Origin of the sequence: Pseudonocardia sp. CA-107938 (assembly GCF_050936315.1) — a bacterium.
Taxonomy (GTDB): domain Bacteria; phylum Actinomycetota; class Actinomycetes; order Mycobacteriales; family Pseudonocardiaceae; genus Pseudonocardia.
Genome location: NZ_JBNJNA010000002.1, coordinates 657807 through 684097 on the forward strand (window position 1 = coordinate 657807; position 26291 = coordinate 684097).

At 73.6% G+C, this 26291-nt stretch carries 24 protein-coding genes; 9 read left to right on the forward strand and 15 right to left on the reverse strand.

Going from position 1 to position 26291, the window contains the following annotated elements; translation table 11 throughout:
* Positions 1-2 precede the first annotated feature (2 nt).
* From ACQEVB_RS36080 to ACQEVB_RS36100, 5 genes are read left to right on the forward strand one after another with little or no spacing between them, the layout of a single operon-like run.
* A complete protein-coding gene (locus ACQEVB_RS36080; RefSeq protein ID WP_432982671.1) occupies positions 3-989 on the forward strand; it encodes an acyl-CoA dehydrogenase family protein in 987 nt (328 codons plus the stop codon).
* Positions 990-1005: 16 nt separating this feature from the next.
* Complete coding sequence (locus ACQEVB_RS36085; RefSeq protein WP_432982674.1) at positions 1006-1884, forward strand: enoyl-CoA hydratase; 879 nt, start codon at positions 1006-1008, stop codon at positions 1882-1884.
* Complete coding sequence (locus ACQEVB_RS36090; RefSeq protein WP_432982677.1) at positions 1881-2738, forward strand: SDR family oxidoreductase; 858 nt, start codon at positions 1881-1883, stop codon at positions 2736-2738. Before ACQEVB_RS36085 ends, ACQEVB_RS36090 begins: the two co-directional genes overlap by 4 nt.
* 1 nt (position 2739) lies before the next feature.
* Positions 2740-3921, forward strand: a complete 1182-nt coding sequence (locus ACQEVB_RS36095) for an acyl-CoA dehydrogenase family protein (RefSeq protein ID WP_432982680.1) — start codon at positions 2740-2742, stop codon at positions 3919-3921.
* A complete protein-coding gene (locus ACQEVB_RS36100; RefSeq protein ID WP_432982683.1) occupies positions 3921-5000 on the forward strand; it encodes an acyl-CoA dehydrogenase family protein in 1080 nt (359 codons plus the stop codon). Before ACQEVB_RS36095 ends, ACQEVB_RS36100 begins: the two co-directional genes overlap by 1 nt.
* Here the strand turns inward: ACQEVB_RS36100 and ACQEVB_RS36105 are convergent.
* From ACQEVB_RS36105 to ACQEVB_RS36120, 4 genes are all read right to left on the reverse strand, one after another.
* Positions 4966-5772, reverse strand: a complete 807-nt coding sequence (locus tag ACQEVB_RS36105) for an SDR family oxidoreductase (protein ID WP_432982686.1) — start codon at positions 5770-5772, stop codon at positions 4966-4968. The two genes, ACQEVB_RS36100 and ACQEVB_RS36105, sit on opposite strands and share 35 nt — an antisense overlap.
* A 2-nt stretch (positions 5773-5774) precedes the next feature.
* Positions 5775-6926 carry an acetyl-CoA C-acetyltransferase gene (locus ACQEVB_RS36110; RefSeq protein WP_432982689.1) on the reverse strand — a complete coding sequence of 384 codons (1152 nt, stop codon included), beginning with the start codon at positions 6924-6926 and terminating at the stop codon, positions 5775-5777.
* A gap of 132 nt (positions 6927-7058) precedes the next feature.
* Positions 7059-8657 carry a FadD3 family acyl-CoA ligase gene (locus ACQEVB_RS36115; RefSeq protein ID WP_432982692.1) on the reverse strand — a complete coding sequence of 533 codons (1599 nt, stop codon included), beginning with the start codon at positions 8655-8657 and terminating at the stop codon, positions 7059-7061.
* A 129-nt stretch (positions 8658-8786) separates the two neighbouring features.
* On the reverse strand, positions 8787-9905 hold the full coding sequence (locus ACQEVB_RS36120; protein WP_432982695.1) for an NAD(P)/FAD-dependent oxidoreductase: 1119 nt from the start codon (positions 9903-9905) through the stop codon (positions 8787-8789).
* An 88-nt stretch (positions 9906-9993) separates the two neighbouring features.
* Here ACQEVB_RS36120 and ACQEVB_RS36125 point away from each other — a divergent pair, with 88 nt between their 5' ends.
* The gene (locus tag ACQEVB_RS36125; RefSeq protein ID WP_432982698.1) at positions 9994-10452 is read left to right on the forward strand and encodes a MarR family winged helix-turn-helix transcriptional regulator; all 459 of its coding nucleotides are present in this window, start codon (positions 9994-9996) and stop codon (positions 10450-10452) included.
* Between the two features lie 26 nt (positions 10453-10478).
* On the opposite strand, the gene ACQEVB_RS36130 is transcribed toward ACQEVB_RS36125, so the two are convergent.
* The 11 genes from ACQEVB_RS36130 to ACQEVB_RS36180 all read right to left on the reverse strand — a co-directional run bounded on the left by ACQEVB_RS36130 (position 10479) and on the right by ACQEVB_RS36180 (position 23194).
* Positions 10479-12041, reverse strand: coding sequence for a bifunctional 3-(3-hydroxy-phenyl)propionate/3-hydroxycinnamic acid hydroxylase (locus ACQEVB_RS36130; RefSeq protein ID WP_432982701.1), 1563 nt, complete (start codon positions 12039-12041; stop codon positions 10479-10481).
* Positions 12038-13525, reverse strand: coding sequence for an aldehyde dehydrogenase family protein (locus ACQEVB_RS36135; RefSeq protein ID WP_432982704.1), 1488 nt, complete (start codon positions 13523-13525; stop codon positions 12038-12040). The genes ACQEVB_RS36130 and ACQEVB_RS36135 overlap by 4 nt, the downstream gene beginning before the upstream one ends.
* Complete coding sequence (locus tag ACQEVB_RS36140) at positions 13522-14370, reverse strand: alpha/beta fold hydrolase (RefSeq protein ID WP_432982707.1); 849 nt, start codon at positions 14368-14370, stop codon at positions 13522-13524. Before ACQEVB_RS36140 ends, ACQEVB_RS36135 begins: the two co-directional genes overlap by 4 nt.
* Complete coding sequence (locus ACQEVB_RS36145; protein WP_432982710.1) at positions 14367-14951, reverse strand: amino acid synthesis family protein; 585 nt, start codon at positions 14949-14951, stop codon at positions 14367-14369. Before ACQEVB_RS36145 ends, ACQEVB_RS36140 begins: the two co-directional genes overlap by 4 nt.
* Positions 14948-15514, reverse strand: coding sequence for a VOC family protein (locus tag ACQEVB_RS36150; RefSeq protein ID WP_432982713.1), 567 nt, complete (start codon positions 15512-15514; stop codon positions 14948-14950). The genes ACQEVB_RS36145 and ACQEVB_RS36150 overlap by 4 nt, the downstream gene beginning before the upstream one ends.
* A gap of 12 nt (positions 15515-15526) precedes the next feature.
* A complete protein-coding gene (locus ACQEVB_RS36155; protein ID WP_432982716.1) occupies positions 15527-16546 on the reverse strand; it encodes a WD40/YVTN/BNR-like repeat-containing protein in 1020 nt (339 codons plus the stop codon).
* A 15-nt stretch (positions 16547-16561) separates the two neighbouring features.
* Positions 16562-17356, reverse strand: a complete 795-nt coding sequence (locus tag ACQEVB_RS36160) for an SDR family NAD(P)-dependent oxidoreductase (RefSeq protein WP_432982719.1) — start codon at positions 17354-17356, stop codon at positions 16562-16564.
* Positions 17357-17367: 11 nt separating this feature from the next.
* Entirely contained in the window at positions 17368-18912 is a 1545-nt protein-coding gene (locus ACQEVB_RS36165) for an acetolactate synthase large subunit (protein WP_432982722.1), read from the reverse strand.
* Positions 18909-20801, reverse strand: a complete 1893-nt coding sequence (locus ACQEVB_RS36170; RefSeq protein WP_432982725.1) for a primary-amine oxidase — start codon at positions 20799-20801, stop codon at positions 18909-18911. The genes ACQEVB_RS36165 and ACQEVB_RS36170 overlap by 4 nt, the downstream gene beginning before the upstream one ends.
* A complete protein-coding gene (locus tag ACQEVB_RS36175) occupies positions 20798-22252 on the reverse strand; it encodes an APC family permease (RefSeq protein WP_432982728.1) in 1455 nt (484 codons plus the stop codon). Before ACQEVB_RS36175 ends, ACQEVB_RS36170 begins: the two co-directional genes overlap by 4 nt.
* Before the next feature lie 234 nt (positions 22253-22486).
* Positions 22487-23194: an IclR family transcriptional regulator gene (locus ACQEVB_RS36180; protein ID WP_432982731.1), complete on the reverse strand. Its 708-nt coding sequence runs from the start codon at positions 23192-23194 to the stop codon at positions 22487-22489.
* A 128-nt stretch (positions 23195-23322) separates the two neighbouring features.
* Here ACQEVB_RS36180 and ACQEVB_RS36185 point away from each other — a divergent pair, with 128 nt between their 5' ends.
* From ACQEVB_RS36185 to ACQEVB_RS36195, 3 genes are read left to right on the forward strand one after another with little or no spacing between them, the layout of a single operon-like run.
* Positions 23323-24801 carry an aldehyde dehydrogenase family protein gene (locus ACQEVB_RS36185; RefSeq protein WP_432982734.1) on the forward strand — a complete coding sequence of 493 codons (1479 nt, stop codon included), beginning with the start codon at positions 23323-23325 and terminating at the stop codon, positions 24799-24801.
* Positions 24802-24827: 26 nt separating this feature from the next.
* A complete protein-coding gene (gene wrbA, locus ACQEVB_RS36190) occupies positions 24828-25457 on the forward strand; it encodes an NAD(P)H:quinone oxidoreductase (RefSeq protein WP_432982737.1) in 630 nt (209 codons plus the stop codon).
* 14 nt (positions 25458-25471) lie between these two features.
* Positions 25472-26140 (forward strand): DsbA family oxidoreductase, encoded by a 669-nt coding sequence (locus ACQEVB_RS36195; protein WP_432982740.1) that lies wholly within the window; start codon positions 25472-25474, stop codon positions 26138-26140.
* Positions 26141-26291 lie beyond the last annotated feature (151 nt).

A 26291-nucleotide genomic window follows, 5' to 3' on the forward strand; every position in this document is an offset into this window, starting at 1 on the left:
CCGTGGACTTCAGCCCGTCGGAGCTGCAGCGGGAGCTGGCGGAGGGAACCCGCGCGCTGCTCGCGGACCGCTGCCCGCCGGCCGTCGTGCGGGCCGCCTGGGAGAAGCCGGGCGAGAACGGCCCGTTGTGGGTGGCGCTGACCGAGCTGGGGCTGCCCGGCGCGCTCGTGTCGGAGGCGGCCGGCGGTCTCGGCCTGACCGTGAGCGACCTGCTGCCCGCGCTGGTCGAGACCGGCCGTGCCGCGGTGCCCGCGCCGATCGTGGAGACGGCGCTGGTCGCCGTGCCGCTCCTGGTCGCGGCCGGTCGTGCGGACCTCGTCGACGGCGTCGTGACCGGTGAGGTCGTCGCGACCGCGGCGCCGGCCGGTGCGCTGGTGCCGTGGACGGCGGCCGCCTCCCACGCGCTCGTCCTCGACCGGGCCGAGGCCCGGCTCGTCGAACAGGCCGAGCTGGACGGGGAGCCGGTCGCCGCGGTGGACGGGTCGCGCCCGCTGACGCGGATCGCCCCCGGTGCCGGCACCCCGCTGGCCGTGGACGCGGCGCAGGTCGGACTGGCCAGGGCCCGCGCTGCCCTGGGTGCCGCCGCCCAGCTGGTCGGGCTGGGCGAGCGCCAGCTGGCGATCACCGTCGAGTACGTGAGCACGCGGCGCCAGTTCGGGGTGCCGGTCGGCAGCTTCCAGGCCGTCAAGCACCACCTGGCGGACGCGCTGCTCGGGATCCGGTTCGCCGAGCCGCCGGTGCGCGCGGCGGGACTGGCACTGGACGAGGGCGCCGACCCCACCCGGCCCGTCGCGCTGGCCAAGGCGCTCGCTTCGGACGCCGCCGACCAGGTGTCCCGCACGGCGATCCAGTGCCACGGGGCCATCGGCTACACCGACGAGTACGACCTGCAGCTCTACGCCAAGCGCACCTGGGCGCTGGCCGCCGCGTGGGGCACCGCGGGGGAGCACCGCGCGGCCTACGGCGACGCGCTCGGACTGGGTCGATGAAGGAGAGGAAGTCCCGATGACCGCCACCGAAAACGCGGCCGAGCCGGTCGTCCGGTACGAGGTCGTCGACGGCATCGCGTTCGTCACGATGAACCGGCCGCAGTACCGCAATGCGCAGAACTCGGCGATGACCTACGCGCTGGACGAGGCGTTCTACCGCGCTGCCGCGGACGACGCGGTGTCGGTGATCGTGCTGCGCGGCGAGGGCAAGCACTTCAGCGCCGGCCACGACATCGGCACCCCGGGCCGCGACGTCGACCAGTCCTTCGAGCGCCGGGCCGGGCTGTGGTGGGACCACGTCGGACGTCCGGGCGGCGAGTCCCGCTACGCCCGCGAGTCCGAGGTCTACCTGGGCATGTGCAAGCGCTGGCGGGAGCTGCCGAAGTCGGTGATCGCGCAGGTGCACGGCGCCTGCATCGCAGGTGGCCTGATGCTGGCCTGGATCTGCGACTTCATCATCGCCTCCGACGACGCGTTCTTCGCCGACCCGGTGGTGCGGATGGGCATCCCCGGCGTCGAGTACTTCGCGCACCCGTGGGTGATGGGCACCCGCCAGGCCAAGGAGTTCCTCTACCTCGGCGAACGGATCAGCGCCCAGCGGGCCGAGCAGTGGGGGATGGTCAACCACGTCGTGCCGCGCGCCGAGCTGGCGGAGTTCACGGAGTCGATGGCGCGACGGATCGCGGTGATGCCGCGCTTCGGGCTCGCGCTGACCAAGAAGGCGATCAACCAGGCGGAGGACCTGATGGGCCTGTCCACGGGGATGGACTCCGTGTTCGGCCTGCACCACTTCGCCCACGCCCACAACGCCGAGGTCGGACAGGACTCGCTGGCCGGTCAGGACGCGCGCAGCATGCGGGACTCCCGCCGCGGCGCCGAGGGAGGCGACGCATGAGGGTCGTCATCGTCACGGGGGCGGGGCAGGGGCTCGGCCGCGCGCACGCCCACGCGTTCGCCGCGGAGGGTTTCTCGGTCGTCGTCAACGACGTCGGCGAGGCCGCCGAGACCGTCGTCGCGGAGATCACCGCGGCCGGCGGGGTCGCCGTCGCCTCGGTCGGGGACGTGTCGGACTGGTCCTACGCCGAGCGGCTGGTCGGCACGGCCGTCGAGACGTTCGGTGACCTGCACGTCCTGGTCAACAACGCGGGCCTGGTGCGCGACCGGATGCTGGTCGGGATGAGCGAGGCCGAATGGGACCTCGTGCTGCAGGTCGACCTCAAGGGGCACTTCTGTCCGCTCCGCCACGCCGCCGCGCACTGGCGGGCGCAGGCCAAGGCGGGCCGTCCGGTGAGCGGTCGGATCATCAACACCAGCTCCGGAGCCGGGTTGATGGGCAGCGTCGGGCAGGGCAACTACTCGGCAGCCAAGGCCGGGGTGCTCGGGCTGACGTTCGTGGCCGCGGCCGAGCTGGCCCGCTACGGCGTCACGGTCAACGCGATCGCGCCCGCCGCTCGCACGCCGATGACCGCGGCCGTGTTCGCCGACATGATGGCCACCCAGGACGCGGCGTTCGACGCGATGGCCCCGGAGAACGTCTCTCCGCTGGTGGTGTGGCTCGGCGGCGAGGAGGCGGGCTCGGTCACCGGCCGGGTGTTCGAGGTCGAGGGTGATCGGATCGGGCTGGCGGACGGCTGGCGCTACGGCCACCGCCGCGAGATCGGGCGCCGGTTCGAGGTCGCCGAGGCCGGCAAGGCGGTGCTGGACCTGATCGCCGAGGCCGCGCCTCCCACCCCGGTGTACGGGGCCTGACGTGGACCTGCGCTTCGACGAGGCGGACGAGGAGTTCCGCCGCGAGGTGGCGGCGTGGCTGGCCGCCAACCTGACCGGCGAGTTCGCCGACGTCGTCGGCACGGGCGGACCGGGGCGGGAGCACGAGCACCTCGCCGAGCGCAAGGCCTGGGAGCGCCGCCTCGGCGAGGGCGGCTGGATCGGGTTGGGCTGGCCGGAGGCCGACGGCGGCCGCGGCCTGTCCTGGGAACGCCAGGTGATCTTCCACGAGGAGTACGCACGAGCGGGCGCGCCCGGCCGCGTGGGGCACATCGGCGAGCAGCTGCTGGGCCCCACACTGCTGATGTTCGGCACCGACGAGCAGAAGCGCCGGTTCCTGCCCGGCATCCTCGCCGGCACCCAGCTGTGGTGCCAGGGCTACTCCGAGCCCGGCGCCGGCTCGGACCTGGCCGCCGTCGCCACCCGCGCAGTGCTGCGGGGCGGGGAATGGCACATCGACGGGCAGAAGGTGTGGACCTCGCTGGCCACCGAGGCCGACTGGTGCTTCGTCATCGCCCGCACCGAACCGGGGTCGCAGCGCCACCGCGGACTGTCCTACCTGCTGGTGCCGATGGACCAGCCCGGCGTCGACGTGCGGCCGATCGTGCAGCTCACCGGCACCTCGGAGTTCAACGAGGTCTTCTTCGACGACGCCCGGGCCGCCGAGGCGGACGTCGTGGGCGCTCCGGGGGAGGGGTGGAAGGTCGCGATGGGCACGCTCGCCGTCGAGCGCGGGGTGTCGACGTTCGGCCAGCAGATGGGCTTCGCGCGCGAGTACGAGCAGGTGCTGGCCACCGCGCGGGCGACCGGGGCCGCGTCGGACGGCGCCATCGCCGAGCGGTTGCTGGACTCGTGGATGGAGCTGCAGGTGCTGCGGCACACCGCAGTGATGACCCTCGGCGCCCCCGCCGGCTCGACGCCGGGGAGCGAGGCGAACATCGCCAAGCTCCTGTGGGCGCCGTGGCACCAGCGGCTGGGCGAGCTGGCCGTGGACGTGCTCGGCGTGTCGGGCACGGTGGCCGCCGGGTTTGGTGAGGGCGAGCTGACGCCCGCCCAGCAGCTGTACCTGTTCACCCGTTCGGACACGATCTACGGGGGCTCGAACGAGGTGCAGCGCACCGTGATCGCCCAGCGGATGCTGGGCCTGCCCAGAGGACCCGCCTGATGGACGTCACGTTCTCCGACGAGCAGCGCGACCTGCAGGCCATGGTGCGCGACCTGCTCGCCCGCGAGCCCGCCGAGGGTCTGGGCTCGGCGGTGTGGAAGCGGCTGTCCGCCGAACTGGGCTTGACCGGGATCGCGGTGCCGGAGGAGCACGGCGGCGCCGGTGCGGGCACCGTCGAGCTGGGCATCGTGCTGTCCGAGCTGGGCCGCGCCCTCACACCCGTGCCGTACCTGCAGACCGTGGTGGCCGGGCTGGTGCTCTCCGCCACGGACGCCCCGGCGGCCGCCGCAGCGCTACCCGCGATCGCGGCGGGCGAGGTCGTCGCCGGACTCGCCACCCCTGGCGGGCCGGCGCCCGAGGCGACCGCTGCCGGGGACGGACTGCGGCTGACCGGGACGCTCGACAACGTCGTCGACGGACCGCACCTGGGTCTGCTGGTCACCCCGGCCCAGCTCGACGGCACCGAGGTGCTCGCGCTGGTGTGGCTGCAGGAGCCGGGGGTCGAGGTGACCGCGCTGCCGACGCTGGACCGCACCCGGCCACAGGCCCGCATCGCGCTCTCGGGAGCCGCGGCGGCACACATCGGGGACGCGGCCGCCGCGTCCCGTGCGGTCGACCTCCTGCTCGCGGCGGTCGCGGTGGAGAGCGCCGGCGCGGCCCGGTTCTGCCTGGACGAGACCGTGCGCCACCTCATGACCCGCGTCCAGTTCGGGCGGCCGATCGGCACGTTCCAGGCCCTGCAGCACCGTTGCGCCGACCTGGCCGTGCTGGTCGAGGCCGCGAGCTCCACCGCCTGGTACGCGATGTGGGCGGCCGGCGAGGGCGGCGCGGTCGACCCGGTCTCCGGGCCGCTGGCCAAGGCCTACTGCGCCGACGCGTTCCGCACCGTGGCGGGCGAGATGATCCAGCTGCACGGCGGCATCGGGTTCACCTGGGAGCACCCGGCGCACCGCTACTTCAAGCGGGCGACCTCGACCGATCTGCTCTTCGGCGGCCGGTCCTGGGTCCGGGCCCTGGTCGCCCGGCGCGCCGGGCTGGCGGAGCTCAAGGCCGGCGTTCCGGTGGGAGCGTGGCCGTGAACCGCGCCGGGAACTCGCCGCCCCCGGTCACGGCCAGGTCAGCGCCGCTGACGTAGCCCGCCAGGGGCGAGGCGAGGTAGAGGCACGCGGATGCGACGTCGTCGGGAGTGGCCATCCGGCGGGCCGGGATCGTCCGGTCCAACCGGGACAGGACGGCCGCGCCGCTCTCGACGTCCGAGGCGTACCAGTCGGCCATGCCGGCCGTGGCGACCTGGCCGACCGTCACGTGGTTGACCCGCACGGTCGGCCCCCACTCCAGGGCCAGCGCCTTCGTCATCATCAGGAGCCCCGCCTTCGCGACGGAGTACGCCGCCGTGCCGGGGCTCGGGTCCTGCCCGCTGATGCTGCCGATGTTGACGATGCAACCCCCACCGTGCTCCTGCATCACGGTGTTCGCGGCCTGCGCGGTGTAGAAGGCCGCGTGCAGGTTGAGCGCGAGGACCCGGTCGAAGAACCGGGGGGACATCGTGGCCGCATCCGCGGCCGGGGAGCCGCCCGCGTTGTTGACCAGCACGTCGAGCCGGCCCAGCCGGTCCGCGGCGGCGCGCACCGCGGTCGCGGCCTGGTCGGCCTCCCGCAGGTCGGCCGCCACGAACCCGGCCACCCGCCCCGCGGCCTCCGGCACCGACTCGGGCTCCGTGCGGCCGCAGACCACCACGTCCGCGCCGCTCGCGAGGAACCGGGTCGCGATGACCCGGCCGATCCCGCGGGCTCCACCCGTGACGAGCACCGCGTGCCCCTTCAGGTCCCAGGGGTTCTGCGCGTCCTGCACGGTCAGCCCAGGCGCTCGATGATCGTGACGTTGGCCTGGCCGCCGCCCTCGCACATGGTCTGCAGGCCGTAGCGGCCGCCCGTGCGTTCGAGCTCGTGCAGAAGGCTCGTCATCAGCCGGGCGCCGGTGGCGCCCAGCGGGTGGCCGAGCGCGATCGCGCCGCCGTTGACGTTCAGCTTCTCCGGGTCGGCCTTCGTCTCCTGCAGCCACGCCTGCGGGATCGACGCGAACGCCTCGTTGACCTCGAAGAGGTCGATGTCGTCGATGCTCATGCCGGTGCGCGCCAGCGCGTGCGCCGTGGCGGGGATCGGCGCGGTGAGCATCCACACCGGGTCGGCGCCGCGCACCGACAGGTGGTGCACGCGGGCGCGCGGGGTCAGGCCGTGGCGGCGCACGGCCTCCTCGGACGCGACGAGCAGCGCGGCCGCGCCGTCCGAGATCTGGCTCGACACCGCAGCGGTGACGGTCCCGCCCTCGCGCACCGGCTCGAGCGAGCGGATCTTCGCCAGGTTCGGCTCGCGCGGGCCCTCGTCCTGGGCGACGCCCGCGACCGGCACGATCTCGCGCTCGAACCGGCCCTCGGCGCGGGCGCGCAGCGCGCGTTCGTGCGAGCTGACGGCGAAGGCCTCCATGTCCGCCCGGGACAGGCCCCACTTCTCGGCGATCATCTCCGCCGAGCGGATCTGGTCGACCTCCTGATCGCCGTAGCGCGTACGCCAGCCGGTGGAGCCGGAGAACGGATCGGGGAAGCCGAGCGGCTGGGCCAGCGTCATCGCCGAGCTGATCGGGATGGCGCTCATGTTCTGCACCCCGCCCGCCACGACGAGGTCCGCCGTGCCGCTCATCACGGCCTGCGCGGCGAAGTGCACCGCCTGCTGGGAGGAGCCGCACTGCCGGTCGATCGTGACGCCCGGCACCTCCTCCGGCAGGCCCGCGGCGAGCCAGCACGTGCGCGCCACGTCCCCGGCCTGCGGGCCGACGGTGTCCACGCAACCGAAGATCACGTCGTCAACGGCGGCGGGATCGATCCCCGACCGTTCGACCAGCGCGGTCAGCACGGCCGCGCCGAGATCGGCCGGGTGCACGGTGGCCAGGCCGCCGCCGCGCCTGCCGACGGGTGAACGGACCGCCTCCACCAGGTATGCCTCGGGCACCGGTGACCTCCTTCGGGGTGCTCCCAGCATGCGATTCACCAAGCGCTTGGTCAAGGGCGGCCGTGGTCGGGTCCGCCTCGCCGGGGTCGACGATAGGCGTTCGCGATGGGGCCGACGCGGCGCCGGGAGCGGTCAGTGGGTGGCGGTCGCGCGGAGCTGCGCCTTGGCCACCTTGCCCGTCGCGGCGCGCGGCAGCTCCGGCAGCACCACGACCGCGCGCGGCACCTTGAAGTTGGCCAGCTTGTCGCGGCACCAGGCGATCAGCTCGTCCGTCGAACCGAGCGCCGCGCCCTGGCGCAGCACCACGAACGCGCACCCCACCTCGCCGAGCCGTTCGTCGGGCACCCCGATGACGGCGGCCTCCGAGACCGCAGGATGGCGGCACAGCAGCTGCTCCACCTCGGCGGGGGCGACGTTGAACCCGCCCACGATGAACATGTCGCCGAGCCGGCCGGTGATGTGCAGGTTGCCCGCATCGTCGAGGCGGCCGACGTCGCCGGTGTGCAGCCAGCCCTCCTCGTCGATCGCCGCGGCAGTGGCCTGCGGGTCGTCGAGGTAGCCCGCCATCACGTTGTAGCCGCGGACCAGGATCTCCCCGGCGCCGTCCGCGCCGGCCAGGGGGGCGATGCGGATCTGCACGTCGGCGACGGCGCTGCCGCTGGTGACCTCGACGACCTCGTCCGGGTCGCCGAGCCGGCACATCGTGACCACACCGGTCGACTCGGTCAGGCCGTACGCGGTGAGGATGTCCCGGAAGCCGAGGTCGGCCCGCATGCGGCGGATGAGCTCCGTCGGGATCACCGCCGCCCCGGTCACGGCGAGCCGCAGCGCCGAGAGGTCCCGCCCGGGCAGCGTCGGGTCGTTGAGCAGCGACGCGTACAGCGTGGGCGGGCCCGGGACGCCGGTGACCCGCTCCCGCTCGACGAGGTCCAGCACGGCGGCGGTGTCGAGCCGCCGCACCGGCAGTGCCGTCGCGCCGCGGATCAGGCAGGACAGCAGCCCGGCCAGCAGCCCGAAGCTGTGGAAGAACGGGTTGACGATCAAGTAGCGGTCGGCGGCCCGCAGACCCAGGTTGGCGGTGTACTCCGTGTAGAGCCGCACCACCTGGCCGTGGGTGTGGGGGACGCCCTTGGGCCGGCCCGTCGTGCCCGACGTGAACATGACGTCCAGGCGGGTGTCCGGCCCGACGGCGTCGACGGCCGGGGCGACGAGCGCGGCGCCGGCGGGCGCGGCGGCGCGGAACTCGCTCCAGCCGATCGGCCCGCCCGGACGCGGGTCGCCGAGGGTGACGACCGTGCGGAGCCGGGGCAGCGCGCCCGCGGCGGCCAGCATCCCGGAGTAGTCCTGTTCCAGGAAGCCATCCTCCAGGAAGACCGCGGCAGCTCCGCTGCGCTCCAGGACGTGGTGTGCCTCCTCGCCGCGGTACCGGGTGTTCACCGGGACGATGGCGATCCCCACGTACATGCAGCCCAGCGCGGCCAGTGCCCAGCGCGTGGAGTTGGGTGCCCACACCGCCACGGTGTCGCCCGGGTTCAGGCCACCGGCCAGCAGCGCCGCGGCGACCTGCTCGACCTCGACGAGCAGCTCCGCGTAGGTCAGCCGCTCTCCGCCGTCGACGATCGCCTCCAGGGTGCCGTGGTGGGCGGCGGCCTGGCGGAGCATCGCCGGCACGGTCTCCGCGTCCGCTGCCGTGCCCGCCCGTTCGCCCTGCGGGGCCTGCGTCGTCGCCATCCCACCCCTTCCGCTCGGCGCCGCCGGCCCGGCGGCCCGTCCGCCATGGTGGCACGGATCACGTCCCTGACCAAGCGCTTGGTGTTGTCCGCGCGACGCAGGCCGTCCTGTTCAGCCCGGTCCGGGCGTTCAGGTCCGGGCGGCGTCGAACAGTGCGGCGAAGCGGGCGGTGAACAGGTCCGCACCTTTGCGCGCGACGACCTCCTCGACGGACGCGGGTGTCGCGCCACCATCGGGCGTGGGGAGTTGGCCGACGCCGTGCCGGGTACCCAGCGGCAGCAGGATCCGCTCGGCAGATGCCGGCGTGTAGATGCTGCTGGGCTGCTCTCCCCGCAGTTGGGCGGTCAGGTTGTCGATCACGGTCCGCGCCTGGACCATGGCGTGGGTGGCCATCTTCGCGGCGGGCAGGTCGGCGATGTCGCCCACCGCGTAGACGTGGTCGTACGTGGCTACTGGCCCGATGACGTTGAGGTGTTCGTCGACCGGCACGGTGTGCCGCTCCGTGAGCTCGACGAGCCGACCGTCGGCCAGGTAACCGGTGTTGGGGCGTGAACCGAACGTGCGGAACCAGATGTCGGCCGCGATCTGTTCGCCGGCGTCCGTGACGACGGTGAACGAGGAGGTCGTCGCGTCGGGGACGGGAGGCGGCGAGGTGAGGGTGGTCTGCAGTCGTAGGTCGATGTCCAGCTCTTTGAGCTGGCGCAGGAGCTCGTCGCGCACGTCGGAGAGGTAGCCGGGCAGCAGGTGCGCGGACGGATCGATCAGGGTGATGTGCTTGCGCGGCCACGCCTCGCGGATCTCGCCCGCAAGCTCCAGGCCGGCGGGGCCGGCGCCGAGGATCAGCACGCATCCCGACCGCGCGAGTTGCTCGTTGGTGGCTCGTAGGTCGTCCGCGGCGTCCGCCGCGTTCGTCGTCGCCTGACGGGGCCGCGCCGGATAGCGATGACTCGACCCGGTCGCCAGGACGAGGTGGTCGGCTTCCACGCGTCCGCCCCCGGCCAGGGTGACCGCTGCCGGATCGGCCGACGTCACCGCGTCACGGATCACCCGCCCGCGCCCCAGCAGCGTCGCGTAGTCGAAGAACGGCACGTGTGCCCAGTCCGACCGTGCTACCGCCCGCATCGAGCTCGACACGTTGACGAACGCGTCCCGCGGATCGACGAGGGTCACCTCCGCCAGGCTGTCGAGGGCCTTCGCCACCATCGTGCCGGCGTAGCCGCCGCCGACGACCACCACGGTTCGACCCATCGCGCCGCTCCCCGTTCGCAGAGTTGACACGTCAACACTAGGCGCAGGCGAGTTGTCACGTCAACTTCAGGTTGGTAGCGTCGGGCCCATGGCCGAACCCGCTCCCCTGTCCGAGCGGGAGTGGGCGTTCTGGAGCGCGTGGATGCAGGCCCAACGGGTACTGACCCGAGAGCTCGACCGCGCGCTGCAACGCGACTTCGGGATCTCGAAGGCCGAGTTCAGCGTTCTCTTCACCCTGCACGGGGCGGCGGAGGGCAGCATGCGCGTGACCGCGCTGGCCGACTCCCTCGACTGGGACAAGAGCCGGGTCGCCCACCAGCTGACCCGCATGGAACGGCGCGGCCTGCTCACGCGCGACGAGGCCGGCGCCGCCGGCCGCCGCACCGGCATCACGCTGACCGCGACGGGCCGCGACGTCGTGGAGCGCGCCGTGGTCGGCCACGGGACCGCCATCCGCCGCCTCGCCCTCGACCGGCTCTCACCGGACCAGGCTGCCGCCATCGAAGCATGGAGCCGCCGACTCGTCGCAGAGGTCGGCGACACCTGAACGATCGATGCGCGGGTCGGTGCTGGTCACGCCGTACCTTCGAGGATCGTGCGGAGCCGGGCCACGGCGCTGCCGAGCCCGGCGGGGTCGGTGAGCGCGGCGAGGTAGCGGTCGGGGCGCACGACGGCGATCGGCGGGCGGTGCTCGAACCAGCCGGTCAGCACGCCCTCGACGTCCTCCACGGCGGTGCAGCGGTCCGACACCGCCGGTGGCCGCGAACGGGATCGCCCGACGGCGACGAACCGGGTGCCCAGGTCGGTCAGGTAGGCGACGGTGTCGGCGTCGAGCACGGCGGTCGGGTCCTGGTCGTGCCCGATGACGGCGAACCCGTCACCGAGCACGTCGTCGAGCCGGACGACCTCGCCCGTGGCGTGCTCGACGAGCGGCTGGGGGAACATGCGCCCGACGGCCTCGTCGCGGTCGGGTTCCAGCACGACACCGCGGCGGTAGTGCGGCATCGGCTTGAAGCGCATCTGCAGCACCCAGTCCTTGACGCCCGGCACGTGCCCGCTCGCGCGGACCGCGACGTCGCGCAGCCGCCCGTACACCGGCCGGCTCGGGGCGAGGATCCGGCCGAGGGTGGTCGAGAGGTCGATCATGGCGGCGGCGTGGGCCCGGCGCTCGTCGTCGTAGGTCTGCAGGAGCCCGTGGCCGGCGTGGCCCTTGCTGATGAGCGCGAGCTTCCAGGCGAGGTTGGTGGCGTCGCGCATGCCGGTGTTCAGCCCCTGCCCGGCCCACGGCGGCATGAGGTGCGCGGCGTCGCCCGCGAGCGCCACCCGGCCGCGGACGAACGTGGACGCGAGTCGGGAGTGGTGGGTGTAGACCCGCGCCCGGATGACGTCGACGGTGTCCGCGTCCGGGACGTGCTGGGCCAGCAGCGCGCGGACCTGCTCCCGGTCCGGGACGGGCGCGGCGTCCTCGCCGGGGTGCAGCATGAACTCCCAGCGACGCAGCCCGCGCGGGAGGTGGGCGCTGACGTAGGGTCGCCGGGCGTCGCAGTGCAGGCCGGTGCACACCGCGCCGCGCTGGTCGAGCGCGTCGATGACGACCCACTTGCGCGGGTGCGTGGCGCCGACCAGCGGGATGCCGAGCAGCTCCCGCATCGGGCTGCGGCCCCCGTCGGCGGCGACGACGTGGTCGGCCCGGACGGTGCCGAGACCGTCCACGGTGAGCTCGACGCCGTCGGCGTCCTGGGTCAGCCCGACGACCTCGTGCCCGGGGAGGAACGTGACGTGCGGATAGCGCGCCAGCCCGGCCCGCAGGACCCGCTCGAGCTGGGGCTGCAGGAAGATGTTGCGCCGGTACCAGCCGAACTCGCGGGTGCTGGGCCGGATGTCGGCGAAGCAGCGGCCGGCGGCGTCGAACATGCGCAGCGGGACGTTCTGGACGACGTCGCGGAGCACCTGCTCGTGCAGGTCGATGCCCTGGATCGTGCGCAGGCACTCGTCGTCCATGCCGGCGGCCCGCGGGTAGTCGATGATCTCGGTCTCGCGGTCGAGCAGCACCGTCTCGACGCCGAGCTGGCCCAGCGCGTTGGCGACGGTGGCCCCGACCGGTCCGGCCCCGACGACGGCGACCCGTGTCCTCACGAGACGTTCACCCAGACGCTCTTGGTCTCGGTGTAGGCGTCGAGGACGGCGCGGCCCATCTCGCGACCCCAGCCGGACTGCTTGTAGCCGCCGAACGGCGACGCCGGGTCGGTGTAGTTGTAGCAGTTGATCCAGACGGTGCCGGCCTTGATCCGCGCGGCGAGCCGGTGCGCGGTGGCCAGGTCGCGGGTCCAGATCCCGGCCGCGAGCCCGTACGGGGTGTCGTTGGCGAGCCGGACGAGCTCGTCGGTGTCGGTCCAGCGCATGACGGCCAGCACCGGCCCGAAGATCTCCTCGCGGACGATCCGCATGGAGTGGTCGGCGTCGGCGAAGATCGTCGGCTGCAGGAACCAGCCGTCCGCGTACTCGGCGTCGAGGCCGGTGACGGGCCCGCCTCCGGCGACGACGGTGGCGCCCTGCGCGCGGCCCGCGTCGAGGTACGCGCCGACCGCGGCGAACTGCCGGGCCGACACGAGCGGGCCCATCTGCGTGGCCGGGTCGCTGCCCGGGCCGACCCGGATGGACCGGGCGCGCTCGGCGAGGCCGTCCAGCACGGTGTCGTAGACGTCAGCGTGCACGTAGAGGCGGGACCCGGCGGTGCAGACCTGGCCCTGGTTGAAGAAGATCGCGTCGGCCGCGGCGTCGACGACGGCCGCGAGGTCGGCGTCGGGCAGCACGACGTGCGGGGACTTGCCGCCGAGCTCCAGCGAGACGTTCTTCATGTTGCCGGTGGCGGCGCGGGCGATCTCCCGGCCGATCGCGGTCGACCCGGTGAAGGCGATCTTGTCGACGTCCGTGTGCGCGGCGAGCGCCGCACCGGCCGTCGCGCCGAGGCCGGTGACGACGTTGACGACCCCGTCCGGGAAGCCGGCCTCGCCGATCAGCTCGGCCAGGCGCAGCGTGCTGAGCGAGGTCAGCTCGGCGGGTTTGAGGACGACGGTGTTGCCCATGGCCAGCGCGGGCGCGAGCTTCCACGAGGCCATCGACATCGGGAAGTTCCACGGCACGATCGCGCCGACGACGCCGACCGGCTCGTGGACGGTGTAGTTGAGCACGCGCAGGCCGCCGCGAGGGGAGACGGGGATCGTGGCGCCCTCGAACTTGCTGGGCCAGCCCGCGAAGTAGCGGAACAGCTTCATCGTCGTGCCCACGTCGACGGCGCGGGCGGTCGCGACCGGCTTGCCGTTGTCGCGCGACTCCAGGAGGGCGAGCTCGTCGGCGTGCTCCTCGACGAGGTCGGCGAGGCGGTCGAGCAGCCGGCCCCGGTCCAGCGGGGTCAGGTCCCGCCAGCGGGGGTCGTCGAGCGCAGCGCGGGCGGCGGCGACGGCCCGGTCGATGTCGGCCCCGTCGCCGGCCGGGATCGAGGTGAGGACCTTGCCCGTCGCCGGGTCGAGCGAGTCGATGCGCTCGCCGGAGCGGGCCTCGACCCACTGCCCGCCGACGAGCATGCGGCGGGGGACGGCGAGGAAGTCCGCGACGCTCACCGCAGCACCACGACCTCGGCCAGGAACGCCTCGACGAGCGCGGCGAACTCCTTCGGCCGGTCGTCGTGCACGTAGTGGCCGGCGCCGGGGATCGTCACGGTGCGCGCGGACGGGTGCCGGCGGCGGACCTCGGCGAGCGTGTCGAGGTCGCTGAAGTCGGAGTCGCCACCGCAGATGAACAGCGTGCGCTGCGGCAGGGCGGGCACGGCCGGCCACAGGTCGACCGGGGGCCGGGCGGGGTCGATGCGGGCGGCGCCGATGCCGGCCATGTCGGCGATCCACTCCCGCCCGCCGTCCGGGGTCGGCCGCGTCGTGTGCCGCACGCGGTCGGCGATGGCCGCGTCGGGCGCGGCCGGGCGCAGGGTGCGCCAGTAGGCGAACGCCGCGGCGTCGTCGGCGAACGCGGTGGGGATGCCGGACAGCTCGCGGCGGATCCGGTCGGCTCCCGCGCCGCGCAGCGACGAGCCGGGCAGCATGTCCTCGACGACCAGCGCGTCGACGCGATCGGGGTGGGCGGCGGCCCACAGCATCGCCGTCGCGCCGCCCATCGAGTGCCCCAGCAGCGTCACCCGCTCCGCCCCGAGCTGCTCGACCAGCAGCGACAGGTCCGGGACGTAGCGGTCGGTGTGGTAATTGCCGTGCGGGTCCCAGTCGCTGCCGCCGCGACCGCGCGCGTCGGGCGCGACGCAGCGCCAGGTGCCCTTGAGGCGCTGCGCGAGCGGCTCGTAGGTGGCGGCGTAGCTGCGCAGCCCGTGCAGCATGACCAGCACCGGGCCGTCCTCGGGACCCCATTCGAGCCACCGCAGGCGCAGCCCGTCGTCCGTCGTGAGGTGGTCGACCCTCATCGCAGCCCGTCCTCGCCGACGACGTCGGCGGCCGACGGCCCGCCCAGCCGCGCGTGCAGGCGGCCACGGGTGGCGACGGCGACCGCCACGATGACCTCGTCCGGCGCGGGGGCGTCGGAGAAGGTCACCGTGGCGGTGTCGTAGTGGGAGCGGACGTAGAGGGCGTTCTTGTGCGCGAGCGGGATGTCGAGCGACGTGCCCGGACCGCCGCGCTTGCCGGTGGACGGCATCCACGCGATGGCGCCGCCGAGCGCGTCGCGGACGGGGGTGGCGAACTCGGTGGTGAGCCAGGCGTTGCCGTGCTCGTACTCGCCGTTCACCCCGACCAGGCACGCCTTGCCGTAGCTGGCGAGCTCGGCACCGTCCGCGGCGGCCTTGATCCGGGTCGCGAACTCCGCGCCCAGAGCGGCCGACGCGGCGAACACGCCGGTGAGGTCGTCGCCGAACGTGCCGGCGTACGGGTTGCGCACCGCCGCCGCGACGACGATCTTGACCACGGGTGCCCCGTCGGCGGGCCGGCCGGACTCGGTCGCGTGCGTCTCCTCGCGCTGCACGAACCACTTGCGCACCTGCGGTGTCACGGCTGCACCTCCGCCGCGTAGAGCGGCTCGACGTCGATGGGCTCGCTGGGGGCGCCGTAGCGGCGCAGGATGCGCTTGCCCTCCTCGTCGTCGGTGACGGTCTCGTGGAAGAACTCGAAGCGGTTGCCGTCGGGGTCGGTGAAGTAGATCCCGAACCCGATCTTGTGGTCGGTGGTCTTCACGACCGGGACGCCCTTGGCGATCAACCGGCCGTAGAGCCGGCGCCAGGCGTCGAGGTCGCCGTCGACCTCCAGCCCGTAGTGCTGCAGCCCCAACCCGCCCTGGACGGCCCCCTCGGGCGCCTTGATCAGGGCGATGTCGTGGTGCTTGACGCCGAACGACAGGAACACCCAGCCGTCGGTGCTGGCGGTGACCTCCATGCCGAGCACGTCGACGTACCAGCCGGCCAGCGCCTGCGGGTCGGTCACGAACAGCGACAGGTGGGTGCGCCGCACCCGCGGCGGTTCGTCGGGCACAGCGTCGTCGACCGGTAGCGGGGTCGGCTCGTCGGTGTGGCCGAGCACGGTCTCGTCCGGGTCGACTGCGGTGTCGAGCTCGCTCATCAGAGGTTCCGTTCAGTGGGGGTTGGTCGGGTTCGCGACGGCCGGGGTCCAGGTGACGGCGGTGATCTCCGGGAACTCCCGCCACTCCTTCACCCAGCTGCGGCCGCCGTCGACGGAGCGCAGCAGGTGCCCGTACTTGGTGCCGGCGAAGACCAGCGCCGGGTCGGCCGGGTGCACGCCGAAGCCCCAGACGGTCGAGTTCGGCTCGACGTCGAACGTGGTCTCCTGCCAGGTCGCGCCGATGTCGTCGGAGCGGTAGACGCGGGTGACGGTGCCCGGGGTGCCGTCGCCGCAGGCGAACAGCAGCGTGTGCCCGTCGGGGAGCACTGCGACGGTGCGGGCGTAGCGGTAGCCGAAGGCCTCGCGGGAGATCCGGCCCTCCCACGTGGCGCCGCGGTCCCGGCTGGTCCACAGCGCGTTGACCGTCACGACGAGGTGGGTCTTGGGGTCGCCGGGGTGCACCAGCACGGCGTGGACGTCGGAGTTGGTGACGGCGCCGGCGGTGCCGGGATCCGCGTCCAGCCGCTCCCAGCTGTGGCCGCGGTCGGCGCTGTGCCACAGCCCGCCCTCCTCGATGCCGAACCACAGGTGGTCGGGGTCGGACGGGTCGACGGTCGAGGTGAGGATCCGCGGCTTGCTGACGCCCGCGCAGGTGGCGGGGATCCGCGGCGGCAGCTCGGTCCAGGTGGCGCCGGCGTCGGCGCTGCTCCAGACGTAGGCGCGGTCGGGGGCGCCGGAGCCGACGAGCAGGAAGTCGGGATCGTTCGGGTCGATCGACAGCGTCCACAGCTGGGTGTCGTCGAACGGGCCGGAGACGCGGGTCCAGGAGAAGCCGGCGTCGTCGCTGCGGACGAGCCCGACCTCGGCCCCGGCGTACACGACCTCGGGCCGGGTCGGGTGCACGGCGATGCAGCGCACCACGCTGTCGAACTCCAGCGCCTGGTCCAAGGGGGTGCGCGCCCAGGTGGCGCCGTCGTCGCTGGAGCGCAGCACGCCCTGGCCTGCGGTGGCGACGAGGATCGTTCCCTGCATGGGTGTCTCCTTCTCCTACAGGAAGATGCCGCGGGTCAGGCCGCCGTCGATGCCGACCGACTCGCCGGTGATCCCGCCCGCGCGGGGCGAGGCGAGGAACGCGACGAGGTCGGCGATCTCGGTGGCCGCCAGTACCCGGCGGATGGGGGTGCGGTCGATGAAGCCCTGCTCGACGGCGGCCGCCGTGGTGCCCTGCTTGCGGGCCTCCCGCTCGTAGAGCTCGTGGATGTGCTCGGTCTCGACCACGCCGGGGTGGATCGTGTTGACGGTGATGCCGGCGGGCCCGAGCTGGTCGGAGAGCACCTTCGTCAGGTGCACGACGGCGACGTTGCGCATCCCGGACAGGGCGTGGCTGGACCGGCCGGTCAGCCCGCCGATGTTGACGATGCGCCCGTACCCGGCCTGGCGCATGTGCGGCGCGCACGCCTGCGCGCACCGCAGGTAGCCGACGACCTTGGTGTTCAGGTCGGCCAGCAGCAGTTCGGGGTCGGCCTCGTGGAGGCTGTTGCGGACGAGCCCGGCCGGCGCCGCCGCCCCGTTGACGAGGATCTCGACGCGGCCGAAGCGCTCGACGGCCTCGTCGACCATCCGCCGCACGGATGCGGTGTCGGAGGTGTCGGAGGCGATCGCGGCGACCTCGGCGCCGGTGCGTTCGGTGATCTCGGCGGCGGCCTTCTCGAGGGTCTCGATGCGCCGCGAGGTGATGACGACCGACGCGCCCTCGCGGGCGAGGGTCTCGGCGACCACTCGCCCGATGCCGAGCCCGCCGCCGGTCACGCAGGCAACGCGGCCGGTCAGTTCCAGGTCCATTGCTTCTCTCCTCAGAGCGCCATCTCGATCAGTGCGGGCCCGCCTGCGGCCAGTGCCCGGCCCAGCTCGGCGGTGAGGTCGGGCACCGAAGCGGCCCGCACGGCGGGCACGCCGTAGCCGGTGGCCAGCTCGACGAACCCGATCGACGGTTCGGTCAGTGCGGTCAGCGACCGGGTCGCGGGCCCGTCGAGCGGCGCGCCGATGCGGCCGAGCTCGGCCTGCAGGACGCCGTAGCGCTGGTTGGCGGCGACGAGCACGGTGATCGGCAGCTGCTCGCGCGCCATCGTCCACAGCGCCTGGATCGTGTACTGCGCGCTGCCGTCGGACTGCAGCGCGATCACCCGTCTGCCGGGAGCGGCGATCGCGGCGCCGACCGCGACCGGCAGGCCCTGCCCGATCGCGCCGCCGGTGTTCGTGATCGTCGTGTGCCGGGCCGCGCGGGCCGACGCGGTGAAGAACGGGTAGCCGCAGGTCCCGCCCTCGACCGAGACGATCGCGCCGTCCGGCAGGTGCGCGGCGAGCACCGCGCCGACGGTCTGCGGCGTCAGCTCCCCGGACTGCGGTGCGGTGATCGGGTCGACCGTTGCCGCGCGTGCCGGGGGCGCACCCAGCGCCTCCGCGAGGTCGGCGAGGGCGCCGGCACCGTCCTCGCCCGGGCGGGCCAGCGTCCGCACGCTGCCCGGGGGCGCCAGCAGCGCGGGGATGCCCGCGTAGCCGAAGTAGGACACGGGTTCGCGCGCCCCGACGAGCAGGACGAGGTCGGCCTCGGCGAGCGCCTTCTGCGCGACCTCGGGGAAGTAGGGCAGCCGGTCGACGTCGGGGAGCCCGCCGCCGCGCTCGGCGACGGCCGGGAACGTCTCGCTGAACGCGGTGGCCCCGGTGGCTGCCAGGATCGCGGCTGCCGCCCGCTGCCCGCGCTCGGTGAGCGCGTCGTCGCCGAGCAGCAGGACGGTGGTGCGCGCGGCGCGCAGGGCCTTCGCGCACTCCTCCACGACGTCGCCCCCGACCCGGGGACGGGTCGGCACCGGGCCGGGAGCGGGCACTCGGGCGGGCACCGTGGCCTGCTGGTGGTCGAGCGGGACGACGAGCGTGGCGGGCAGGCGCGGGAAGGTGCTGGTCGCGTGGATCGCCGCGGCGGTGTCGGCCGCCAGCCGGTCGGCCGCCGCGCACGTCGCGACCCAGCCCGACACCGGGCGGGCCAGCGAGTGGATGTCGCTGGTCAGCGGGGCGTCGTAGGCGAGGTGCCAGCTCGCGTGGTCGCCCACCACGTTGAGGACGGGGGAGTGCGCGCGCCGCGCGTTGTGCAGGTTGGCGATGCCGTTCGCGAAGCCCGGCCCCAGGTGCAACAGCGTCGAGGCGGGCCGGCCGGCGATGCGGGCGAACCCGTCCGCGGCACCGGTGCACACGCCCTCGAACAACCCGAGCACCGGCCGGATCGCCGGCACAGCATCGAGGGCCTCGACGATCGGCATCTCGGTGGTGCCCGGGTTGGCGAAGCACACGTCGATGCCGTGCGCCGCCGCCGTGTCGAGCAGGACGCGGGCTCCGGTCGTCACGACGGGTCCGGCGCGGCGCAGTGGCCCGCGGCGTGGGTCGGCGGCGGCACGTCCAGCGCCGGGTTGCGGTCGAAGAACCCGGCGGGCTTGAGGGAGAAGCCGACGTAGTCGCAGGGCATGATCGGCCAGTCCTCCGGACGGGGCAGGTGCGAGGTGCCGAACGTGTGCCACAGGACGACGTCGGTGTTCTCCAGGTCGCGCTCCTGCTTGACCCACTCGCCGATGCCGTCGCCGGGGTGCTGGTTGGGGTAGTCGCCGGCCGCGTGCAGCTCGCGCGGGTCGTAGCGGGTGACCCACAGGTGGTGGCGGGCGAACTCGGCGCGGCGGGCGAGGTCGCTCTCCGGCGCCGCGAGCAGGGTCGGCCCGGTGAAGGGCACCAGCTTGTACCCGACGGGCTCGCCGAGCCGGTTGGTCACGTCCGGGTTGACGATCTTCCAGGTGCGTGCGGTGGCGGCGTTGCACGCGCGGCGCGCGTCGCGCTCGTTGGTGATGGCGGTCGTGCGGGCGACGATGGCGTTGCCGTGCTCGTTGCCGGGCCCCATGGGCAGGCCGACGGCGTCGACCTCGTAGACGGTGTTGCGCGGCCCGTCGACCTCGAGGTCGAGCCGCATGTTGAACAGGTGCTGGTGGTTGGGGGCGTCGAGACCGGGGGCGACGAGCGTGCCGAAGCCGGGGGTCTCGCCGGGCGCGACGGCGCGGGTCTGCACGATCCCCGTCAGCTTGGCCTCGAACGCGATGGTGCCGTCGAGGTAGAGGCACCAGAAGAAGCCGTACTCGTAGTTGCCGATCGTGTGGATGGCGGAGACGACCATGCGGCGCGAGCGGCGCACCTCCGGCTGGTCCTGGTACCGGAAGTTCCAGTGCTTCCAGAGGATCCCGTAGTCCTCCTCGTGCAGGCAGATCGCGTTCGAGATCGTGTGCGGGCGGCCCGACTCGTCGGCGAGGACGGCGTCGAGGTAGCGGATCTCGCCGAGGCAGTCACAGCCCAGCGACAGCGAGCCGACGGTCTTGCCGAGGTTGTACTCGCCGGCGTCGAAGACGTTGCGGAAGTAGAAGTCGCCGCTGGTGTCGCCGTACGGCACGACCATCTCGCTGATCGCGGCCCGATGCAGGATCGACCGGCCGGTGTAGGAGACGTCGCTCAGGACGAGCCCCTCGACCGGGTCGACGTGGACGTGCAGCCGCCAGCGCTGCCACTCGATCACGTTGCCGTCGACGGTGAACGACGGCCCCTCGGGCTGGGTGATCTCCAGCGGGCGCAGGTCGGTGCGCAGCTGTCCCACGCTCGCGACGTCGTAGTTGCCGCTCTCCGGCGGCAGCGGGATCGGGTCGCCCTCCTCGATCGCGACGACGGTGCGCTCGTTGCAGTCGACGACGAACACGAGGTTGCCGACGGGGCGCGCGTACCCGTTGTCCTCCGCGAACTCCCGCACGTAGGCCGAGGCCCGGATGATCCGGCGCCGGGCGTCGACGCCAGGGACGGGCAGGGTGCCGGTGGACCAGGGGTCGATCTGCAGCAGGTCCAGGTCGGTCACGCCGTGGCGCGCCAGTGCGGCCACGGCCTCCGGGCTCTTCCGGACGATCGTGTCCAGCTCCATGATCTCCTCGATCATGATCGCGGGCTGGACACCGGGCAGGTGCTCCCACGCCGTGACCGTGCCCGACGCGAGCTGCACGCGGGCCTCGTAGGTCGCGGCGTCGGCGCGGTCGTAGACGACGAGGAACGCGGCGCGCTCGGTGTCGTGGCCGGTGCGGACGGCGTCCTTGGCCGGCGGGTCGGTGCGCACCAGCGGGAAGCGGGGTTCGGTGAGCTCGGTCCGCGCGGCCAGCACGGCGGCGACCGCGGCGGTGATCTCGTCGGCGCTCAGCGGGTCGTAGGGGTGCGTCACTGCTGACCACCGGCCGGGACCGGGGCGGGCACGGCCGGGGTTCGGCGGCTCACGACGAACGACCAGACGATGCCGAGCAGGATCCACACCCCGAGCACCCACGGGACCGTGTCGAGCGGGCTGGCGGCCTGGTAGACCGCGCCGAACACCGCTCCGCCTGCGACGAGGATCCCGGCCGCCGCGGCGACGACCAGCTTCACCCGGTTGACCTGGTGCCACAGCCCGCGGGCGCCGGCCACGCTCACCGCCAGGTACATCAACGCGAGCCCGGCGCCGGCGACCCCCGCCATCCAGCCGAACATCGGCGCCCACTGCGGCGCCAGCGTGGCGGGGTCGGCGGTGGCACGGGAGAAGACGCCGTCGGTCACGACGACGAGCAGGATCGCCACGAACGAGACGGCCGCGATGAGCGCGGCCCCGCCGACCGGGGTGCGGAAGCGCGGGTGCACGGTGCCCAGTACAGCCGGCAGCCGGCCGGCCCTGGCCATGGACAGCATGCCGCGGGTCGCCGCGACCCCGACGCCGATGGCGACGGCCGCGATGTCGAGGATGATGATCACCGCCATGATGCCGCCGAACACGGGCGAGCCGAAGTCGGCGCCGGACGCGAGTGCCTGCAGGGGGAACACGCTGGCCTTCCACGCCTCCGCGTCGAGCCCGAACCCGACGGCCTGGGCGTAGGCCGTGATCACGAAGTAGACGCCGACGATCGTCAGGGACCAGAGCACCGCGCGGGGGATGTGGCGCTTCGGGTCGTCGGTCTCCTCGGCGAGGTTCGCGGCCGACTCGAAGCCGATGAACATGTTGATGCCGTAGAGCACGCCGTAGAGCAGGTCGAGCCCGCCGACCGAGAACGGGTTGAGCGGGGCCGCCGAGAGGCTGTGCCCACCCAGTCCGCCCTGCGCGATGATGACGATCGAGAAGATCAGCACGGCCGCGGACGAGATCAGCACCAGCGCGAGCTGGGCGCGGACCGAGACCTGCACGCCGACCACGACCACCGCCGTCACGGCCGCGAGGAACAGCAGCGCGAACACCCACCACGCCACGTCGACGCCGAACGTGGTCAGCACGAAGTCCTGGGTCAGGCCGCCCAGCACGAGGAACGTCGCCGCGGCCAGCACGAGCATGGCGCCGAAGTACAGCCAGCCCGCGACGATGCCGGTGCGCGGCCCGAACGCGTCGCAGATGTACTCGTACAGCGAGCCGCAGAGGTGGATGCGCTTGGCGTACTGCGCGATCACCCACCCCGCGCCGAAGATGCCGATCCCGGCGATGACGACCGCGATCGGGGTCGCCACGCCGGCACCGCGACCGGAGGCCGAGAGGCCCACGATCAGCGGGAGCAGGGTGGCCACGGAGAAGACCGGGCCCATGAACCCGACGGACTGCGTGAGCACCCCGGTCATGGACACGCGGCCGCGTCCCAGTGTGGTGGGTGAATCGCTCATGGGGGCTCCAGGGGAGAGGAGGGCTACGACCGACGTGCCACGCCACCCCGACCGTGACGTCCGATAAACGAACAGCAAGCTCAAATATCGAACGCATGGTGCGCCGTGGGAGCGGGCGGTGTCAACAGGGGCGCGAGTGGCCCCGCACCTCGCAGAGGTTGAAGGGTCCTCGCAGAACGTGGAACTCCTGCGAGGACGCCCTTCGGTCTGCGACGTGCGCTCGGCGTGACGCCGTCAGCGGTCGGCGGCGGCCGGGCGGGTGTCGCCGGCCAGCTCGCGGGCGGCGTCGGCCGCTGCGTCCACGACCAGTCGGGGGATGTCGGGATCGGAGATCGCGGAGCCGAGCCGGACGATGCCGATGCTCGCGGTCGCCCAGTCGGACGTCCGGATGGGGGCCGCGACGCCCCAGGCGCCGGGCTGCATGGCGCCCGCGGTGAAGGCGAAGCCGTCGCGGCGGGCGCGCCGCACGTCGGGCGAGTCCTCGGCCGACGGCGGGCGGCCGGACAGGATGGCGACGCCGTGCGCGCCGACCTGCAGGGGGTGGCGGGAGCCCTGGCGGAGGGCGAGGTGCAGCGCGCTCTGCGGCGGTTCCTCGGTCAGCAGGATCATGGCCTCGTCGCCGTCGGCCACGGAGAGCAGCGAGGTGCTGTCGGTCTGCCGGCTGAGCCGACGCAGGATCGGCAGGACCGTCGCCTGCAGGCGTGGCCGCAGGTGGCTGGCCAGCTCCGCGATGCCCATGCCGAGCACGTAGCGGGTGTCGACGCGCCCGACGAGCTGGTGGCTCTCCAGCGTGCGGACGAGCCGGTACACGACCGCGCGGGCGGTGGACAGCGCCTCCGCCAGCTCGCTCGCCGTCATGCCCTCGGGGCTCTGCGCGAGCAGCGACAGCACGGTGAGCCCGCGGTCGAGCGTCTGCGAGATCTCGCCGTCGGGAGTGCGCATGGTGGTGTCCGAGCCCTTCGTGCAGGTCGTGCGGCATGTGTAGCACGGCGGGGGCCCGGCCCCCCGTTGACGGGCCGATGCCGATGTCTTAGCGTACGATTATCGGTCGCAGAGAACGGTAATCGAACATGACGTCACGCGCGAACGCCGAGGAGCGGGTCGGTCATCTGCCGTCCGTCCCGTACGTGGACGGCCGCTGGCACGAGCCGGCCGGTGCACCGACCATCGATGTCGTCGACCCGGTCACCGAGCGGTCCCTCGCGACCGTGACCGAAGCCGACGCCGATGCGGTCGACCGGGCCGTCGCGGCTGCCCGGAGGAGCCTCGACGGCGAGTGGGGCCGGATGGACGGCGCGACCCGCGGACAGCTGCTGTTCGACCTCGCCCAGCGCATCGAGGACCGCGCCGAGGAGTTCGCGGACCTCGAGTCGCTGGAGGTCGGCAAACCGGGCATCGAGCCGCGCGTGATCGACCTGCCGCAGGCCGTCGGCGCGTTCCGCCACTACGCGGGCTGGGCGGACAAGCTGGCCGGTCACGCGATCCCCACCCCGGGCTACGCGGGCCGCCCCACGCACAGCTACACGATCCGGGAGCCGGTGGGCGTCGTCGCGGCGATCACCCCGTGGAACTCACCGACGATGATCGCCTCCTGGAAGCTCGCCCCCGCACTCGCCGCGGGCTGCGCCGTCGTGCTGAAGCCGCCGGAGGACGCGCCGCTGACGTCCCTGCTCCTGGCCGCGCTCGCGGAGGAGGCCGGCTTCCCGGCCGGCGCCCTGAACGTCGTGCCCGGGCGGGGCGAGACGACGGGCCGGGCGCTCGTCGAGCACCGCGGGACCGACAAGATCTCGTTCACGGGAAGCCCGGAGACCGGCCGGTTCGTCGCCACGACCGCCGCGCAGCGGTTCCTGCCCGTCACCCTCGAACTGGGCGGCAAGAGCCCGCAGGTCGTGTTCGCCGACGCCGACCTCGACGCCGCGGCGCAGGGTGTGGCGCTGGGCGTGTTCGCCAACCAGGGCGAGGTCTGCGCGGCCGGCAGCCGGATCCTCGTGGAGCGCGCTGTCCACGACGAGTTCGTCGAGCGGCTCGCCGCGCGCGCCGCGGACGTCGTCGTCGGCGACCCGTTCGACGCCGGGACGACGATGGGCGCGCTGATCAACGCACGGCAGCGCGACCGGGTGCTGCGCTACGTCGAGGCGGGTCACCGCGAGGGTGCCCGGCTGGTCGCCGGCGGTGGCCGCCCCGACCGCAGTGGCTACTTCGTCGAGCCGACGCTCTTCGCCGACGCGTCCACCACGATGACGATCGCCCGCGAGGAGATCTTCGGCCCGGTCGGCACGATCATCGGGTTCGAGGGCGACGACGAGGCGGTCGCGCTCGCCAACGACACCCCGTACGGCCTCGCCGCCACCGTCTGGACCCGGGACCTGACCCGCGCGCACACGCTCGCCCGGCGCCTGCGAGCCGGTGCCGTCGCCGTCAACGGCTGGAGCCCGCTGGACCCGCGCCTGCCGTGGGGCGGGTCGGGCCTGTCCGGCCAGGGCCGCGAGCTCGGCTGGGCCGGCATCGAGGCCACCACCACGTTGAAGACCGTCACCGTCGTCCTGTGACGACCGCAACCAGAGGAGTTCCCGTCATGGCGCCCCGCGTCCTGATCACCTACTACAGCGCCACCGGTTCCGTGCACCGCCTCGCCGAGGCCGTCCGCGAGGGCGCGGAGGCCGCCGGCGCCGAGGTCCGGCTGCGCCGCGTCGCCGAGCTCGCCCCCGCGGAGGCCGTCGCGTCGAACCCCGAATGGGCCCAGCACGAGCGCGACACCCACCCGAACGTCGAGGTCGCGTCGCTGGCCGACCTGGAGTGGGCCGACGGTTACGCGTTCGGCACCCCCACCCGCTACGGCGCGCCGGCCGCCCAGCTCAAGCAGTTCATCGACTCCGCGAGCAGCCTCTGGCACGAGGGCAAGCTGGCCGACAAGCCGGTCACGGTGTTCGTGTCGTCCGCGGAGCAGCACGGCGGGCAGGAGTCGACGATCCTGTCGCTCAACAACGTCTTCTACCACTGGGGCAGCATCATCGTGCCGCTCGGCTACACCGACGACGTCGTGTACGCGGCCGGCGGCAACCCGTACGGGACGTCGTGGCCGGCAGGTTTCCCTTCGACGATGCCCGACGAGGTCACCCTGGAGTGCGCCCGCTACCAGGGCCGCCGCCTCGCCCGGTTCGCCGAGGTGCTCGCCGCCGCCCGGACCGAAGCCGCGGCCGCCTGACAGCATCGCCGGTCATGACCGTCACCATCGACATCTGGTCGGACATCCACTGCCCCTGGGCGCTGGTCGCCGTGCACCGGTTACGCGCTGCCCGCGCCGCCCAGGGCGTCGACGTGGTGTTCGCGCCGCGGGCGTGGCCGCTGGAGTGGGTCAACCGCCGTGGCACGCCCCGGTCGATCGTGACGGCCGAGACCGCGGTGCTGGCCGGTCACGAGCCGGAGATCTTCAACGCCTACCGCGACGAGTCGTGGCCATCGACATTCCTGCCGGCCTTCGAACTGGTCGCTGCGGCCCGCCGCGTGGGCGGGCCGCGCGCCGCCGAGGACGTCGACTACGCGCTGCGGCTGGCGTTCTTCCGCGACAGCGTCGACGTCAGCATCGAGGCCGGGCTGGCGGCCGCGCTGGACATCGCCGCCGGCCTGGCTCCGGCGCTCGCCGCGGACGAGGTGCTCGACCTGTGGCGCCACGGCAACCCGCGCGCCGACGTCGTCGCCGACTTCCGGCGGAGCGCCGAGCTGCCGATCCAGGGCAGCCCGCAGATCTTCTGGCCGGACGGGACCACCACCCACAACCCGGGCATGACCGACCACCGCTGGGTCGGTGACCTGCCGCGGATCGCGAGTACCGACCCCGGCGCCGCGGCGCGCCTCCTCGCGGAGCGGACACCAGCGCGCGGACGCTGAGCGCAGCGCCCGGGCCGCGCCGGGCAGGTCGGACCGGAAGCTGCACGAACGCGCCTGCTCGGAGACGGTCCCCGGCTCGTCGGTCAGTGCCCCGCGGAGCGGCGAAGGGCCGGCCCGGACGTGGCAGGTGTCCACATCGTCAGGGTGACCT

Coding starts and splice junctions, on each gene's coding strand:
- ACQEVB_RS36150 (WP_432982713.1), bottom strand. CDS start 15,514: ATGAGCGAGCTCGACACCGCAGTCGACCCGGACGAGACCGTGCTCGGC.
- ACQEVB_RS36160 (WP_432982719.1), bottom strand. CDS start 17,356: ATGGACCTGGAACTGACCGGCCGCGTTGCCTGCGTGACCGGCGGCGGG.
- ACQEVB_RS36195 (WP_432982740.1), top strand. CDS start 25,472: ATGACCGTCACCATCGACATCTGGTCGGACATCCACTGCCCCTGGGCG.
- ACQEVB_RS36125 (WP_432982698.1), top strand. CDS start 9,994: ATGGCCGAACCCGCTCCCCTGTCCGAGCGGGAGTGGGCGTTCTGGAGC.
- ACQEVB_RS36185 (WP_432982734.1), top strand. CDS start 23,323: ATGACGTCACGCGCGAACGCCGAGGAGCGGGTCGGTCATCTGCCGTCC.
- ACQEVB_RS36155 (WP_432982716.1), bottom strand. CDS start 16,546: ATGCAGGGAACGATCCTCGTCGCCACCGCAGGCCAGGGCGTGCTGCGC.
- ACQEVB_RS36090 (WP_432982677.1), top strand. CDS start 1,881: ATGAGGGTCGTCATCGTCACGGGGGCGGGGCAGGGGCTCGGCCGCGCG.
- ACQEVB_RS36175 (WP_432982728.1), bottom strand. CDS start 22,252: ATGAGCGATTCACCCACCACACTGGGACGCGGCCGCGTGTCCATGACC.
- ACQEVB_RS36115 (WP_432982692.1), bottom strand. CDS start 8,657: ATGGCGACGACGCAGGCCCCGCAGGGCGAACGGGCGGGCACGGCAGCG.
- ACQEVB_RS36085 (WP_432982674.1), top strand. CDS start 1,006: ATGACCGCCACCGAAAACGCGGCCGAGCCGGTCGTCCGGTACGAGGTC.
- ACQEVB_RS36180 (WP_432982731.1), bottom strand. CDS start 23,194: ATGCGCACTCCCGACGGCGAGATCTCGCAGACGCTCGACCGCGGGCTC.
- ACQEVB_RS36100 (WP_432982683.1), top strand. CDS start 3,921: ATGGACGTCACGTTCTCCGACGAGCAGCGCGACCTGCAGGCCATGGTG.
- ACQEVB_RS36120 (WP_432982695.1), bottom strand. CDS start 9,905: ATGGGTCGAACCGTGGTGGTCGTCGGCGGCGGCTACGCCGGCACGATG.
- wrbA (WP_432982737.1), top strand. CDS start 24,828: ATGGCGCCCCGCGTCCTGATCACCTACTACAGCGCCACCGGTTCCGTG.
- ACQEVB_RS36140 (WP_432982707.1), bottom strand. CDS start 14,370: ATGAGGGTCGACCACCTCACGACGGACGACGGGCTGCGCCTGCGGTGG.